The organism is Paenibacillus sp. FSL H3-0469 (genome assembly GCF_038051945.1).
Classification (GTDB): domain Bacteria; phylum Bacillota; class Bacilli; order Paenibacillales; family Paenibacillaceae; genus Paenibacillus_AQ.
This window is the reverse complement of sequence record NZ_CP150302.1, coordinates 6706180-6721151: the sequence shown is the minus strand read 5'-3', so window position 1 is coordinate 6721151 and position 14972 is coordinate 6706180. Positions and strand designations below refer to the sequence as shown.

The 14972-nt window shown below is 54.7% G+C and carries 13 protein-coding genes; 3 read left to right on the top strand and 10 right to left on the bottom strand.

Going from position 1 to position 14972, the window contains the following annotated elements; all coding sequences use genetic code 11:
• Nucleotides 1-186: 186 nt before the first annotated feature.
• Nucleotides 187-678 carry a DinB family protein gene (locus NSS83_RS29255; protein ID WP_341187839.1) on the top strand — a complete coding sequence of 164 codons (492 nt, stop codon included), beginning with the start codon at nucleotides 187-189 and terminating at the stop codon, nucleotides 676-678.
• Nucleotides 679-759: 81 nt separating this feature from the next.
• Here NSS83_RS29255 and NSS83_RS29250 read toward each other — a convergent pair whose 3' ends face one another.
• The 4 genes from NSS83_RS29250 to NSS83_RS29235 all read right to left on the bottom strand — a co-directional run bounded on the left by NSS83_RS29250 (nucleotide 760) and on the right by NSS83_RS29235 (nucleotide 4639).
• Nucleotides 760-1371, bottom strand: a complete 612-nt coding sequence (locus NSS83_RS29250; RefSeq protein ID WP_341347022.1) for a phosphoribulokinase — start codon at nucleotides 1369-1371, stop codon at nucleotides 760-762.
• A gap of 125 nt (nucleotides 1372-1496) precedes the next feature.
• Nucleotides 1497-2624 (bottom strand): glycoside hydrolase family 88 protein, encoded by a 1128-nt coding sequence (locus tag NSS83_RS29245; protein ID WP_341347021.1) that lies wholly within the window; start codon nucleotides 2622-2624, stop codon nucleotides 1497-1499.
• A 34-nt stretch (nucleotides 2625-2658) separates the two neighbouring features.
• A complete protein-coding gene (locus tag NSS83_RS29240) occupies nucleotides 2659-3693 on the bottom strand; it encodes an alpha/beta hydrolase family protein (RefSeq protein ID WP_341347020.1) in 1035 nt (344 codons plus the stop codon).
• A 55-nt stretch (nucleotides 3694-3748) separates the two neighbouring features.
• Nucleotides 3749-4639 (bottom strand): pectinesterase family protein, encoded by an 891-nt coding sequence (locus NSS83_RS29235; RefSeq protein WP_341187835.1) that lies wholly within the window; start codon nucleotides 4637-4639, stop codon nucleotides 3749-3751.
• Between the two features lie 73 nt (nucleotides 4640-4712).
• On the opposite strand from NSS83_RS29235, the gene NSS83_RS29230 reads away from it, so the two are divergent.
• Nucleotides 4713-5576, top strand: a complete 864-nt coding sequence (locus NSS83_RS29230; protein ID WP_341187834.1) for an AraC family transcriptional regulator — start codon at nucleotides 4713-4715, stop codon at nucleotides 5574-5576.
• 2 nt (nucleotides 5577-5578) lie between these two features.
• Here NSS83_RS29230 and NSS83_RS29225 read toward each other — a convergent pair whose 3' ends face one another.
• The 4 genes from NSS83_RS29225 to NSS83_RS29210 all read right to left on the bottom strand — a co-directional run bounded on the left by NSS83_RS29225 (nucleotide 5579) and on the right by NSS83_RS29210 (nucleotide 10588).
• Complete coding sequence (locus NSS83_RS29225; RefSeq protein WP_341347019.1) at nucleotides 5579-7030, bottom strand: glycoside hydrolase family 28 protein; 1452 nt, start codon at nucleotides 7028-7030, stop codon at nucleotides 5579-5581.
• Between the two features lie 30 nt (nucleotides 7031-7060).
• Nucleotides 7061-8626 carry a glycoside hydrolase family 43 protein gene (locus NSS83_RS29220; protein WP_341347018.1) on the bottom strand — a complete coding sequence of 522 codons (1566 nt, stop codon included), beginning with the start codon at nucleotides 8624-8626 and terminating at the stop codon, nucleotides 7061-7063.
• 283 nt (nucleotides 8627-8909) lie between these two features.
• A complete protein-coding gene (locus NSS83_RS29215; protein ID WP_341187831.1) occupies nucleotides 8910-9683 on the bottom strand; it encodes a GNAT family N-acetyltransferase in 774 nt (257 codons plus the stop codon).
• Between the two features lie 107 nt (nucleotides 9684-9790).
• Nucleotides 9791-10588, bottom strand: coding sequence for an AraC family transcriptional regulator (locus NSS83_RS29210; protein ID WP_341187830.1), 798 nt, complete (start codon nucleotides 10586-10588; stop codon nucleotides 9791-9793).
• A 138-nt stretch (nucleotides 10589-10726) separates the two neighbouring features.
• Here NSS83_RS29210 and NSS83_RS29205 point away from each other — a divergent pair, with 138 nt between their 5' ends.
• Nucleotides 10727-12979 (top strand): FAD-dependent oxidoreductase, encoded by a 2253-nt coding sequence (locus NSS83_RS29205; protein ID WP_341347017.1) that lies wholly within the window; start codon nucleotides 10727-10729, stop codon nucleotides 12977-12979.
• A 108-nt stretch (nucleotides 12980-13087) separates the two neighbouring features.
• On the opposite strand, the gene NSS83_RS29200 is transcribed toward NSS83_RS29205, so the two are convergent.
• Together NSS83_RS29200 and NSS83_RS29195 are read right to left on the bottom strand one after the other, a co-directional pair.
• Nucleotides 13088-13717 carry a hypothetical protein gene (locus NSS83_RS29200; protein ID WP_341347016.1) on the bottom strand — a complete coding sequence of 210 codons (630 nt, stop codon included), beginning with the start codon at nucleotides 13715-13717 and terminating at the stop codon, nucleotides 13088-13090.
• 119 nt (nucleotides 13718-13836) lie between these two features.
• Nucleotides 13837-14952 (bottom strand): glycoside hydrolase family 88 protein, encoded by a 1116-nt coding sequence (locus NSS83_RS29195; RefSeq protein ID WP_341347015.1) that lies wholly within the window; start codon nucleotides 14950-14952, stop codon nucleotides 13837-13839.
• Nucleotides 14953-14972 lie beyond the last annotated feature (20 nt).

The window sequence follows — 14972 nt, the reverse complement described above, 5'->3', positions numbered from 1 at the left end:
TCCGGTAAAAGATTGGTATATTTTCGGTTTTTATTTTCTAACCAGGAAAGTGAAAAACCCCGCCTAATGACTGATATATCATCCAGTAGATAAATTCTATGAACCTGACAGGCTGTAGTCCAGTTCCTTATATTATAATGAATGATATAAACTCTTATTCAATCTGACAGACAAGGTGGTATGATCATGGCAGCCAAAACCAACAAGCAGCTCATTCTTGAATTCGAGTCCTTCATCCCATATATTCAATCGCTGGACAGCATCGAAGATGCAGACTGGGAGGCTCCGCTGGAGGCCGGAAAATGGTCTCTGCAGGATCTCCTTTGCCACATCATGCTGTGGGACAAATACTTTTATGAGGAGGCCCTGGTCAAAATTCAAGAAGGCCTGCCGCTGACAGCCGCACATCTGGACTTCAATGCATTCAATGCCAATGCGGTCCTATACGCCAAAACAGTAACCCGTCAAGAAGCCGCCCGGCAATTCGTTCTGTACCGGACCAAGATTACCGGGCTTGCAGCCTCCTTCAGCGATGCGGCTCTTGAACAGAATCATCCCGATGGTGACGGGAAGAAATTCAGTATCCGCAAGTATCTGAGAGATTTCATCTCCCACGATAAGCATCACAAAAAGCAGATAGACAAGTATGCAGCATCAGTTGCGGTCACAAAAACATAAACTGAGGCCCCGTCTGTCCACTGAAATCTGGATAGATGGAGCCTCAGCTTTTTATCATTCTTTTGGAGATATAAACTACCCTTAATCCTGATTCCTGATCACAATATCGAACCTCTCGTGATACGGATGCATGAATAATTCATACTGAATCCTGCGCTGTTCATGGGATCTCATTAAGTATCCGATATCCGTACCCCGCTCAGCCACATCCCGGATTCCCCTGCGTCTCAGCTCAGTCTCTCCATCCGTATGCAGGTATACTTTGAGGTCATACAATTCCGGGTCGGTAAAAGCAACACTCATGCCTTCCACAATATTAATCTTGTTGCGTGAAGATAACAGCGTACTCTTGGTGTAGTGGGTATCCATCGTATACAGGCCGAGGCCGTCCCTCAGCATACGGATGTCCCGCTCCAGTGAGGCAACGTTATGGGCAAGCGGGTGGCACGCCGTCATTTTATCACGGTATTGTTCATTGTCATATTCATAGTCAATCATCGCGAACTTCCTGAGATTAGAACTGATAATATAGGGGTCCGTATTCAATAGATTCACGTTATCCTGCCCGAGCAAGCTGATCAGATGACCGGCAAATGTAGTTTTGCCCGATGCTCCATGACCTGAAATCCCGATGATGACCCTCGCAGTCTGACCGCTGATCCACTTGACAATTCTCTGTAATTCCTGATCCATTGACCTGTGTCCTCCGCATATCATTGATAGATGTAATAACATCTTATACTATCATAAAATGCGGCCGGGAACCGGCTGTCCTTCCGGCAAAATCCCGGCAACGGTGAAGCTTATTCCGCTGACTGTTATTGCCCGGCAAGGTACCTCTCCACTTCAAGAGAAGCCAGCAGCAGCGGCGCTACACCCATAGGTACATCTGATACAACTGCTTCGGAAATGTAGTAGTCGTAGGAGCCGTTACGGTCTTTGCTGAGCCCGGCCCCGTGGCAGATCTTGTGCAGATGAACGCCTTGTTCGTCTTCGGTCACCAGATGCTTAAGGATTCCCTCGTAACCGCTTAGCATCGCTGCCTTGAAGGAAGGCTCCAAATACCGCAGCCGCAGAGCCTTGGCCATCGCATAGACGAACATGCAGGAGCCTGTCGCTTCAAGATAGTTGCCTTTGCGTCCCGCCTGATCCAGTACCTGATACCAGAGGCCGCTCTCCTGATCCTGCACCTCAACCAGCGCACCGCACATCCGCTGAAAAATCCCCATCACCGTTCCCCGCTGCGGATGGGTCAGCGGGAAATGCTCCAGGCAGTCCACGGCGGCCATCGCGTACCAGCCCATCGCCCGGCTCCAGAAATGGGCCGACAATCCGGTGGAGGAATCCGCCCACTCCTGCTCCCGGGATTCATCCCAGCCGTGATAGAACAGGCCGGTACGCGGATCACGGGTTCTGCGCTCAATCAGCAGCAGCTGACGGGCGGCTTCATCGATCAGCTCCGGACGCCCGAAGACTGCCCCATATTCGGCCAGGAACGGCGAAGCCATGTATAATCCGTCCAACCACATCTGGAAGGGATATATTTTCTTATGCCAGAAGCCGCCCTCGGAGGTCCGGGGCTGTCCGATGAGCTGTGCTGCCAGCAGATGGGCGGCTTCCGCGTAGCGCTGCTCACCCGTCTGAGCGTACAGCCAGAACAGATTCTTGCCCTGATTGATCTGATCCAGGTTATATTCCTCCAGCGAATAGGAGCGGATGCTTCCGTCCTCCCCGATGAAGCTGTCCATATGCCGCTGCATGAAGGAGAGGTACTCAGGCTCGCCATGCTGAACCCCGGCCCGGGCCACTGACATCAGCAGCATGCCGGGGACATACGCCCAGCGCTCCATTACATACTCGTGCTCCCCTTGTTCATTGCATTGACCGATGAATGTATCCGCAATTCTGCGGGATAAGCCTGTGCTTACTGCTTCTGATATAGACATCTCTATTCCTCCTGTCATTTGCGTTACTGTAACCCTACTCCTGCGGACCGGCAAGCTGCTTAAGCAGCCAGGCATACGCCGGTTCCCCGTGAATCTCATGGCCCCCTGTGAAAAAATCCGCCGCAAGCTGCCCGCCATGGCCCTCTGCAGCATAGATTTGCTCCAGCCGCTCCAGAGCCTCCCTCACGCCGGCGGGACCAAACAGATGATCTGCGTCTCCCGCCTCCAGGAACAGCCCGCGCGGGGCAATCAGGCCCAGCAGATCCGGCATCTCCGCTTCCAGCAGAATGCCCGGAATATAATTGTCCAGACAATGATGCCGGGTGAGAATGCTGGCTTGGAACGTATTGGCATAGCCGCTAACCACCGCACTGCTGATCCGTTCATCCAGTGCAGCCGTGAAGCCCGCCACCAGCCCGCCGCCGGAGATGCCCATAATGCCGATCCGTTCCCCGTCAACCTCTTTCCGCTCCTGCAGATAATCCAGCGCCCGCATCGTCTCATAGATGCGGTAGCCTGCCATCGTCTGCCCTGCCATCAGCAGTGCCGAGGACAGGCGGTAACAGGAATTACGTCCAGGCTCGCCGCTGGCGAGATCCTCAGCCAGACGTCTGTCTCCGAATCCGAGCACCTCAGGAGCGGCCACGACGAAGCCTTGCTTCACCAGGGCGACGGCAAAATCCTTATGCAGACCCGGGTCCCCCGTCCGCTCCGACCCGTCCGCATTCAAGCCGGTAATCTCGCGGCTGCCGTAGCCATGCCCGTGAATAGCCAGCACAGCCGGGCAGGGAGAGCCTGCCGGCTGCTCCGGGATCAGGAGATACAGGGCCATTCTAAGTCCTTCGTAGGTGGTGATCTCGATACGTTCGCGGATGTATCCGCTGCAGACCGTCCGCTCCAGCTGTACCGGTTCAAGCGCCTCCCTCTGAGCGGGAAATCCGCCCAGCCGCTCTATGAATCCGGCGGTAAGGGATGCCCGCCACTCCGCAAAGGAGATGTCCTTGCGGAAGGCAGAGCTGCGCGGTGCAGAAGCCGTCAGTTGATTGATATATTGTTCCAGTGATTCCATCGGAAAATCCTCCAATTCCGGGTTCCTGGGTCTGGATGTACCCTGGCCCAGGCGATTAATAGCCCTCGGGATGCCAGCCGTCCAGCACAGACAGAATCCGGTACTGTGCGGCTTCCTCCGCAGTTAACTGGCGTGACCACGCTACCCGGCCCTCGGGGCATGCGCCCGGGCCGCTGCTGCCATACTCTTCATAGCGGCTGGTCTGCTCCCGGTCCGGCTGCCCCCAGTTATGCCAGCCTTCCCCGGTCACCGAGCCGTCCATCACCGTGCGGATGAAGGCGACATGCGCGTAAGGGCGCCAAGGGCGTCCAAGATAGCACTCACTTACCCCTTCGCCGCCGGTGATCCGGCAGTCCAGGAACACATAACCGAAGGCGGCTCCCTCCGGCGTTGAAGCCGCTGTGATATACCCTCTGGAACGCTTGTTATGGAGATGGCAGCGGTCAAACAACGCGGTCGCCGGACCAAAAATATAATCCACATCCCCTTCAATGTAGCAATCATCATAATATTGCCGCCCCGGCCCGGTATACAGGGTATCCTGGTCACCTAACAGACGTACACGCCGGAACACAGCCTGCCCGGCATCGACGAACGCCGCGACCGCCTGGCCTGTTCCCGGCCCGGAAGTGTTGCGGATGGTCAGATTCTCGGCAGTAAAGCCTTCTGCGAACACGTTCAGTGTCCCGGTGCGGAAGGTGCGCAGCGGCTCACCGTCCGCGCCAAGCGTATGAGCATTATCATTCCACGAGATAATGGTGGAATGCTGGTCCTCTCCCAGCAGCAGGATGGGCGGGGCTTCGCGGGCGATCGTAACCTTTTCCTCGTAGATCCCGGGCTTAATTCGTATGGTTACGGCTTGTATATCCCCCTGAGGAATGGAATCCAGCGCCTCCTGCAGACTGCTGTATCCTTCTCCGGCATTCTTCGAGACTATAATTAACATGGACGGCTCCTTTCACAGCAACCTGAATGTATTCTATAATAACTCTAACAGCTTCCAGGAGAAGAGGAGATGTATGAATAGCGTATCTGGCCCTAATCCCAAATATCATCTTGAAGACGGACGCTTCAGCATCCAGCATATGAAGCGCAAAGGCATCACTGCGATGCCGCGCCCCCACAGCCATGAATGGACTGAGCTGTATTACCTGACGGACGGGGAGCGGGTATACTTTGTGGACGACCGGGTGGTTACGGTTCACAAAGGCGAGCTGATACTGATTCCCGGCCGCGAGCTCCATTCCACGGCAAGCTCCGAGAAAGCCGAATTCGAGCGGATTCTGATCAATTATGACCCGCTGCTGCTGCCCCCGGTGCTGAGAGACGAGCAGCAGTGGTTCCAGAGCCACCGCTACCGCTTGTTCAGGCTGACCCTGCGCGAGCAGAATGAAGCGGAGTCCCTGCTGAACCGCATGCTGGAGGAATCCCGCATCCGGCGGCCCTTCTACGAAACCTGTGTTACTGCCCTATTGACTGAGCTGATGATCCTGCTCCAGCGTTCGGAGAGTACGGCCCAGGCTGGCGGCACCCGCCATCCGCTGCACCATCTGGTAACCGATGTCGCCACCTATATCCGCGCCCATTACCGGGAAGCACTTACGCTGGAAGAGACCGCCAAGGACTTTTTCATCAGTCCCTCTTATTTGAGCCGGGTATTTCATCGTCTGACCGGCTTTCATTTCCGGGAATATATCGTCCATATCAGGGTCCGCGAGGCCCAGCGCCTGCTGGCCGGTACCCCCGACAGAATTCAGGAGATCGCTGGAGCAGTCGGCTTCGAGCATCTGTCCCATTTCAATAAAACTTTTAAAAAATCAACCGGCCTGACCCCGCTCCAGTACCGCAAGGAAGCGGGGTCACAGCCTGCACCGGAGTCCTAAGGTTAAAGCTCGGTGATAGCTAGGTCTCCTGAACGGACAAGCTCCACATCACTGCACTTATGCATCTGTACCTGCGGCTCCTCCTGCGTCTGCAGCCTAATCCCGTCCAGCTTCAGCCCTGCTGCATGGCGCAGGATGATGCCCCGCCTGCTTATGGCGCTGAAGTTCTCCACCGTAAGCGCAGCAAGCGGCATTTCCGGTAACCCGTTCACCAGCAGCGCGGTTGCCGCCCCGTGGCAGGCCATATTCCGCAGCGTGATGTTACGGAACTGCGGAGTCTCCTCCGTGACCGGAACCTCCTGCTCGTCATAGCCCTCAGACCCTTCAACCCCGGCATAGAACAGGTGGAAGGATACCGCTTCATGGACGATGCCTGACATCTGAATATTTTCCACCAGGATATCCTCTACTACGCCACCTCTTCCCCGGGTACTCTTGAAGCGCAGCCCGATATCCGTACCCATGAACACGCAGTCGTTCACCCGGACCGCATGCACACCGCCCGACATTTCACTGCCGATCACTACCCCGCCATGTCCGTGATAGACCGTACAATGGCGGATCGTAATGTACCGGCAGGCTCTTCCTGCCCGGCGGCCTTCCTCATCCTTGCCAGATTTCAGGCAGATGGCATCATCGCCTACATCGAACCTGCAATGTTCCACCAGCGCATGTGTACATGACTCCAGATCCAGGCCGTCCCCGTTCTGGGAGTACCACGGATTACGGACCTGAATATGTCTGATCGTAACCTGCTCACAGCCCATGGGATGCAGACACCAGGCAGGAGAGTTCTGAAAGGTCGGCCCCTCCAGCAGCACTCTCCGGCAATTCCGCAGGCTCAGCAGCGCAGGACGCAGATACGCACGGGCAGGGAGATAAGCCTCCATTGCTGTCTCGCCGTTTTCCTTCAGCTGCAGAACATAAGCTTCTCCAGCAAGCGCTTCCTTGGAAGGCCACCATATCTGACCCTGTTCATCCAGGGCCCCCCCGGAGGCAAGCAGGCTATTCCACTCCAGTTCCGTCCGCTTGAAGTGCTTCACCGGACGCCAGGCCTCGCCGCTGCCATCAAAGATACCTTCACCGGTTATGGCTACATCGCTCAGATCCTCCCCGTCCAGCGGAGCCTGGCAGCGCCAGCCGGCAGTCCCCTCGTAATGGGAGAACAGCAGCGGGTACCGTGTGTAGTCGGGTTCAAAGCATACCAGCGCCCCCCGCTCGGCACACAGATTGATCCGGCTATGCAGCGTCAGCGGCCCGGTGCGCCAGATTCCCGGCGGGATAATAACCGTTCCTCCTCCTGCAGCAGCGCAGGCATCCAGGGTATCCTGTATAGCAGACGTACATAACAGCCCTTCAGCTTCTGCCCCATAGTCCGTAATACGGAAGGTCCGCTGCGGAATCTGCGGCAGCTCCGGGATTGGATAAGCTGCGGAATCATGTATTGTTTTCATCGTATTCCTCCATCTCTGTCTGATCAAGATCTATTCAAGCTCTTCATAGCTGAACCAGCCGTAATCCGCAACATTGCTGCTCTGCGCTCCACCCGCACTGGCGTACATTCCGATATAGGCCCCTGTAAAACCTCCAGCCCAATCCGTACTCAGCACCCGGCCGTCAGCCCGTTCATGCAGTGCGGTCCAGGTGTCAGAATCTGCGGCTCTATAATAAAAGCTGTAATCCTGCCCCCGGGCTTCTACCTTAAGCTGTACTGTATCCAGTTCATACGGCGCAGAGGCCAGCAATTGCTCAGCTCCTCTGCTGCGGACGGTCAGCTTCAGCAGCTGCCCTCCGTCCTCTGCCACCCGTTCATAGCGGAAGTGGTTGTCCGCATTCTGGAGCAGGGCCAGTCCGGCGCTCTCGCCTGCGGCCTCCGGCCGGAAGCGCATCTCCGCTGCGGCTTTGAAGCTGAGATGCTGCTGCCGTCTTCCGATGTAAGCCGGACTACCGGTCTCCGCCAGCATTTCCGGCTTCAGCCGCAGCCGCAGATGCCCCGGATGCTCGCTGAGGCTCCAGAATTCGCCGCGCGGCGTGCGCAAGAAGTTCCAGATCGGGCTAAGCTCCCCGGCAGCAAAATCATCCCGCACCGGCAACAGCGGCCACTGCGTCACCGGCAGATCCGGCGCTGGCCCCTCCAGCTCAAGGACGCCCTTGCCGGGATTCACTACCGGCCATTCGTCCTCCCACTTGACCGGAGTCAGGAAGGTCTCCCGGCCCAGGTTGCGGTAATATCCCCCGCAGGTCCGGGAGGCCAGACAGAGCATCCACCACTCCCCGTGCTGCGTCTCCACAAGCTCCCCATGGCCCGTATTCACGATGGGATAGTCCCTGCCAAGATGGCGGTGGGTCAGGATCGGGTTGGCCCGGTGCCCCTCATAGGGCCCCGTCACGCTGCGGCTTCTGGCAACCGTCACCGCATGGGTATGGCCGGTGCCGCCCTCAGCGATCAGCAGATAATACCAGCCTCCGATGAAATACAGATGCGGCCCTTCCTGGGCATGCGCAGTCTTCAGCGCTCCTTGCCAGAGACTGTACTTTGGGCCGGTAAGCCCGCCCTGCACCAGATCAATCTCCTGCAGCCAGATGTCCATATGCTTCGGATAATCCTGGCCTCCGGGAGGCACCCGGTTACCGGTATAATAGACCTTGCCGTCCTCATCGAAGAACAGGGAGGGATCAATGCCGGGCGCATCCTCCAGCCAGACAGGGTCGGACCAGTCTCCCGCCGGATCAGCGGAGGTTACGTAGAAATTATGCGGTTCCTTGTGATTATCAACAAACGTCGTGATCATATAAAAGAGACCCTGATGGTACCGGAGGGTCGGCGCCCAAATCCCCCTCGACGGAAGAATCCCGTCCAGATTAAGCTGGGACGGACGGTCCAGCACATGGCCCAGCTGGCGCCAGTGGACAAGGTCTCTGCTGTGAAAGACCGGAACCCCGGGATAGAATTCAAAGCTTGAAGTGACCAGATAATAGTCTTCACCTACACGGATAGCCGAAGGATCAGGGTAGAAGCCCGGCAGCACCGGATTACGGAATGTTCTCAAATTCGGAAGTCCTCCTTCACGCGGGCGATAGGTACGAATAATTAATCAACGATATGTAAGCATAACCAATTATAGTTCGTATAAGTTTAATTTTCTTGCGCTTTCTATGTTCTTTTTCCTGTTTTTTATACTTTCTTGTCCTGGAAACAGAAACAGCGGCAGCAGGGGACGGATAACGTCTCTTACTGTCGCTGCACTATGGAGTAGAATTCACTCTCGTTATTTTAATCAAATGTCTTAGCATATTCTCTTAACTGTTCAGAATCACTTGTGTGATTCAGACTTACTTCCTCGCATAGAGCGAATAGGTCTCTGGAGCGGTAAAATTTAATTTCTGCGCCAATCGGATGGAGGCAATATTGTGAAGGTCACAGTCCCACCTTGGTGTGATCTGACGTTCTAAGCACTCCAGGATAAAAGCTTTGGCAACACACCCCGCCATGCCCCTTCCCCTGTACAAGGGATTTGTCAAGATATCAATCTCCGCATACTGTTCGGACGAGAATATAGAGACACATTCTCCTGCAATTACTTCGTGTTCCGTAACAAAGAAACCGAAGCCCTTGTCCGCAAAACGCTCTAATGATCCCCAATATTTCCGGATGTACACCGCATCGAACTCTCTATCCCCCTCAAGCGATTCCTCATTTATCCTGTTCAGCCGGAAGCTCTCCTGCATACCCGCTCTTCCCGATTGCAGGAAACGCTGCTCATTGAATGTAAAAGAATACCTCTGCAGCCGCTGCAGCTTCGCCCCTAAAAGCTCATTGATTCTGCGATCCCACCCCTCAGAGGATGAAAATAACGTAAATCTCTGATCTAGTCTCTCTCTATGCTTGAATTCGTGCAGCAGCCTGGATGCAAAATCGTCATTCGTCTCATCCCCCACCACTGTATAAATGCCTGAAGAAGTACCGATCAGTGCCGAAGACTTATCGATGATGATGTCCCCGTCAATGTAACGATCTAATACCGAATACGCAAATGTGGGATAACTCTTACCTTGGCTCTCATCCATAATATTTCTTGCGGCGATGACAGAAGCATCTATTTTCATTACAATTCAATCCTTTCTACAGCGAAAAACTATTTAGTTCATATAAAATTAGATGATTAACTAATTACATACTAATGTAATGTGCTGAATTATACAATTGTTATTAATTATACGCGGTGCAGCTTACGGTACCGGGATGGAGTTAATCCCAGCTTCGCTGAGAATACCCGGCTCAGATAGAAGCCGTTCTCGTAGCCGCACTGCTGGGCGATCCCTTCAATGGGCAGTCTGGAATCCTCCAAAAGCTGGCAGGCCCGTCTAAGCCGGAGTCCGGTTACGAAGTCTGAAGGGGCCGTCCCATAGGCCGCACGGAAACGCCGCGTTAATTGCACTGGAGTAATATCAAGGGTAGCGGCCAGCTCCTGCAGGGTCATAGGTGTACAAGCGTGCTCCAGCAGCCATTGCTTAGCCTGCTGCATCAGCGGGCCCGGACTTGTCTCTTCAGAGCGCAGCTCCTCGGATGCACTGCTGCGCTCGATTTCAAGCAGCCTCCAGAGATCCTCCAGCATATGCTTCATCCGGCTATACCCCGGCTCCTCCTGAATCCCTCTTCCGATACTCCGCATATAGCGGTATGTAGATCTTAGGCGCTCCACATCCCTGACTGTCCAACTGCCTCCAAGCGTTGCAGCGTCCTCCGGCCCCCCCTCTTCCGCCCATTCGAATTGTATGAAATGAAAGGTCAACGGACTAAGCGTTCTCCGGTAAAAGGTTGTCCCCGGCGGACATACAATGATGTCCCCGAATCCGCCCTCCCCTTCGTGGTCTCCGAAGCGGTAAGCGAATTGTCCCTGCTCAACCGCAAATAACGTCCACACAGGATAGGTGTCGTGCTCCAGCAGGAACTGTTTTTTCTGCTCCCAATAGATATAGGCTGCCGGACGAACCGACCAATTCATACGCATGTCTGACTCCCCTCCAATTGCATTATTCAGCGAAATAAAGTATATAGATCAAGAAATTATATGCATGTCATTTGATTAATGATTATCCTATCATGAAACTACGGATATATTAACATACACCAAAGGAGAGGTTCAACAATGCGTAGTGAAACGGTCAACACGGATGTAACGGTGGTAGGCGGAGGACTGGCAGGGGTATGCGCGGCGATTGCGGCAGCCCGGCTGGGCCAGCGTGTGGCGCTGATTAATAACCGTCCGGTACTCGGCGGCAACTCCAGCAGCGAGGTGCGGGTATGGGTCTGCGGCGCAACCTCACACGGTATCCACCGGTATGCCCGTGAAACGGGGATCATGGGCGAGCTGTTTGTGGAGAACCAGTACCGCAACAAAGACGGCAATCCGTATCTCTGGGATATGGTTGTGCTTGAAGCAGTTAAGGCCGAACCGAACATTCAGCTGTTTCTGAACACGGATGTACATGAGGTCGATGCTTCCGAGGATGGCAGCGGCCAGCAGAGCATCCGATCCGTGACGGGTTGGATGATGGGGTCGGAGCGGAGAATTACTTTTGAGAGTGCGGTCTTTCTGGACTGTACGGGGGATGGCCTGGTAGGCTTCCTGGCAGGTGCAGAGTACCGTCTGGGCCGTGAAGCACGCGAAGAATATAATGAGGAATGGGCACCACTGGTTGCCGATGATATTACGCTCGGCAGCACATTGCTCTTCTATACCAAGGACGCAGGCCATCCGGTCAAATATATCGCTCCGGCCATGGCAAAGGATATTACACAAACCGCAATCGCCGAACGCCGTATCATCCGCAGCGGCGACAACGGCTGCGCCTACTGGTGGATCGAATTCGGCGGCGAGCAGGACACCGTTCATGACAATGAGGCCATCCGCGACGAGCTGTGGTCTGTGATCTACGGGATCTGGGACTATATTAAGAATTCCGGCAAATTCGACGCTGACAACATGACGCTGGAATGGGTCGGTTCGACTCCGGGCAAGCGGGAGTACCGCCGGTTCATTGGCGATTATGTCCTGAATCAGAATGATATCCTGACTCAGCATGAATTCCCGGACCGCGTGGCGTTCGGCGGCTGGTCCATTGACCTGCATCCGCCGCAGGGAGTGTACGCTACAGAGTCAGGCTCGAAGCATATGTATTCGGACGGCAGCTATCACATTCCGTTCCGTTCGCTGTATTCGGTGAACGTCAGCAATATGCTCATGGCCGGCCGCGACATCAGCGCCTCGCATGTCGCGTTCGGCACAACCCGCGTCATGGCTACCTGCGCGGTCATCGGCGAAGCCGCCGGTATCGGCGCGGCACTCTGCGCCGCCAAGGGAATATCGCCGCGCGAACTGCATGCGGCCCACCTGAACGAGCTGCTGCAGACCATGCTGCGCCAGGACGCTTCCGTCCTCGGACTGCGCAACGAGGATGAAGCAGATCTGGCGCTGAAGGCTGCGCTCAGCGCCTCCAGCGAGCGGAGCCGGCTCGCTGTAGAGGATTCTGCATTCAGCGTAACGCTTACCGATAACATCGGCATCACTGTTCCGGTTGATCCTGAGCTGGACGGGATTGAGCTGCTGATCGATGCGGCCGAAGCCGCAGAGCTGACGGTCGAGCTATGGGAGACCGGAAGGTCCGAGAATTATGTTCCCCATATGTTTGTCGAGTCTGTATCCGTTCCCGTTCAGGCCGGAGACGTCCAGTGGGTGAAGCTTCCGGTTCAGTGGCAGCCGGAGTCCCCGCGCAACGCGTTCCTGGCCGTCAAGGCCAATGCTGCGCTGTCCTTGCATATGGCAGATGAGCCAGCTTCGGGAATGCTGGTATACGGGCATAGCGAGACCCCCGCTGCCTCAAGGGACTTCGGCGAGAATCCGCCCGCACAGCCGGTAGTGCAATGGGACAAAAAGAAATATGACCACAAGGCTCCCTGCCTTCGCCTGTCTGCTCCAACAAGCGCCTTCGCCGCAGACAAAGCCACCGACGGCTACCTCCGTCCGTACGGCGGGCCACATCTGTGGTCCTCCGACCGGATGGCCTCCGGCCAGCCGGAGTGGCTGGAGCTGGCTTGGAACGAGCCGGTAACCTTGCGCGAGATTCACATTACCTTCAATGACGATGTGAACGAGGACCTGATCAACCTGCATCACCATATTACGCCATATGAAATCCTGCCGACGCTCGTTAAGGATTACCGTATTGAAGCTTACCTGGACGGCAAATGGACCGCAGTTGCCGGGGAACATGACAACCACAAGCGCAAGCGGGTACACACGCTGAACGAAGCTGTAACAGCCGACCGCCTGCGGGTCATGGTCCTGGAGACCAACGGCAGCGAGTATGCGGAGATTATTGAGGTGCGGGTGTATGGTTAAGGGACTGGGCTATTAGTCTGGCTTAGTTAGAAGGAGTGTTGAGCGGGGCCTGACTGCGGTCAGGCCCTTGTTTGGCACGTATACGGTACTTTTGCCGGGAGGCGCGGATTACTGCTCCGTCCACTGCTCAAAGAGGTTGTACAATTCATCAAGGCGTTCCTCGTCTTCGGCCGCGAACATTAACAGATGGCCACCGTTGTTGTTCATAATCATAATCAATTCACCCGGCTGGCCAAAAAAACGTACGCCCGTGTACAAATCCGAATCCGCTTGGCGGGAAGGAAAGTTCTGTTCAATTCGCTCCGCAGCAGCCTCATCGATGTCCCAATATTCTTCGCTGCTATACTCCATCGCCAGCACTGCCTGCAAATGGGCCATAGCCAGCAAAAATTCCTTAACAGACGAACGCAGGCGCTCCCATTCCTCTCCGCTGCGCACATAGACGGGAGGATTATCGAGCTTCATATCCGCTGCACGGATTCCCCAGACGCAGGCTTCTTGATTTTCGGTATAAAAGATGCAGTAGTCTTCTTCCATATAACGCGGAAAATTCTGAGGCTGAACCAGAAAATCCTGAGTCGCGTTCAATGCAAAGTGGGCCCCAAGCTCCGTATAATACGCCCGCAACACCTGCGGAATATGCCCGTAGCGTTCCATCCATGGTGTTAATGATTCCTTATCAAATCCACACGGTTCTGTAATATGGAACAGGTCCCGAATCGCTGTAAAATCGGTCATTACTTATCCCTCCCGTTCGTCGATATCCAAGTATTAATTAATGTAATTTTAACATAATTTATTGTGAAAAAAAGCCTGATCCTCTGGCGTAAACGCTCAGGGATTAGGCTTTTTGCCGTTTATTTTAAAGCTTCATACAATGCAATAAGAGCCAAAGACTGTCCGTACGCCATAGGTCTAAGGGCAATGTTCTTGTAATGCTCCTTATCCATCCCCATTCCGGTTCCGGCCGACACATTCAGCACCGTTCCATCTGCGCTAATATTTTGACATACCGCCTGAATGGCCTTGTCTGCCGCAGCCTGATAGGAAGAATCGAGAATACCGGTTTTGATGCCTTTTATAATCCCTGCGGCAATTGCGGCTGACCCGGATACCTCTTCATAGCTGGACGGGTCCTGCAGGACGGTATGCCAGAGACCGGAAGCTGCCTGGAGGGAGACCAGGGCATTAACCTGAGCGGTATACGTATCAATCAAAAACCGCCGGAACCCCGGGCTAATTGAATCCTGGCAGGCTTCCAGGTAATCGGTGATCCCATACGTGAACCAGGAATTGCCGCGGCACCAGAAGATACTGCCGAAATTATCATTGCGTTCGAAGCTCCAGCCGTGGAAGAACAGGCCGGTATGTTTGTCGAACAAATACTTGATATGCAGCAAAATCTGGTGTTCAGCCTCATGCCCCCAGTCCGGCCGGTTGAACTTGCGCCCCGCCTGGTTCAGAAACAGAACCGCCATAAAGAGCGTATCAATCCATAGCTGTCCATTGTGCAGGTGAATTCCATCCCGGTTGCCAATCGCAGTGACCGTGTGCTGAAAGCCGCCTTCTTTGGTTTTGGGCAGCTCATGGATGAGCCAATCTGCATGCTCCCGGCATAGCTCTTCCAGTTCGCTGGAAGGCTCAAGCTGATCCAGGAGCAGCACCAGAGGCAGATAAGGAGCTGTTGTATTAATGTTTTTGGAAGGCAGGCCCGCCTCCAGATTACGGGAAACCCAATTCCGGAAAAATTCCATATAGCGCGTATCGCCATAATGCTTTTGCAGCTTGTAAAGACCATAAAGACCTACGCCCTGAGGCCAATCCCATTCTTCAATGCCGAAATCGCGCTGCACAATTCCTACTCTGGTATCGGCCTGAACCACGGTTTTATCCTTTTCATAATCGCTGCCGCCCAGGTTCATAAGCCTGTCTACGACCAGCCCGATTTTTTGAAGCAAACTTTCATTTGTCATCGATTCATCAGCTCCTTATC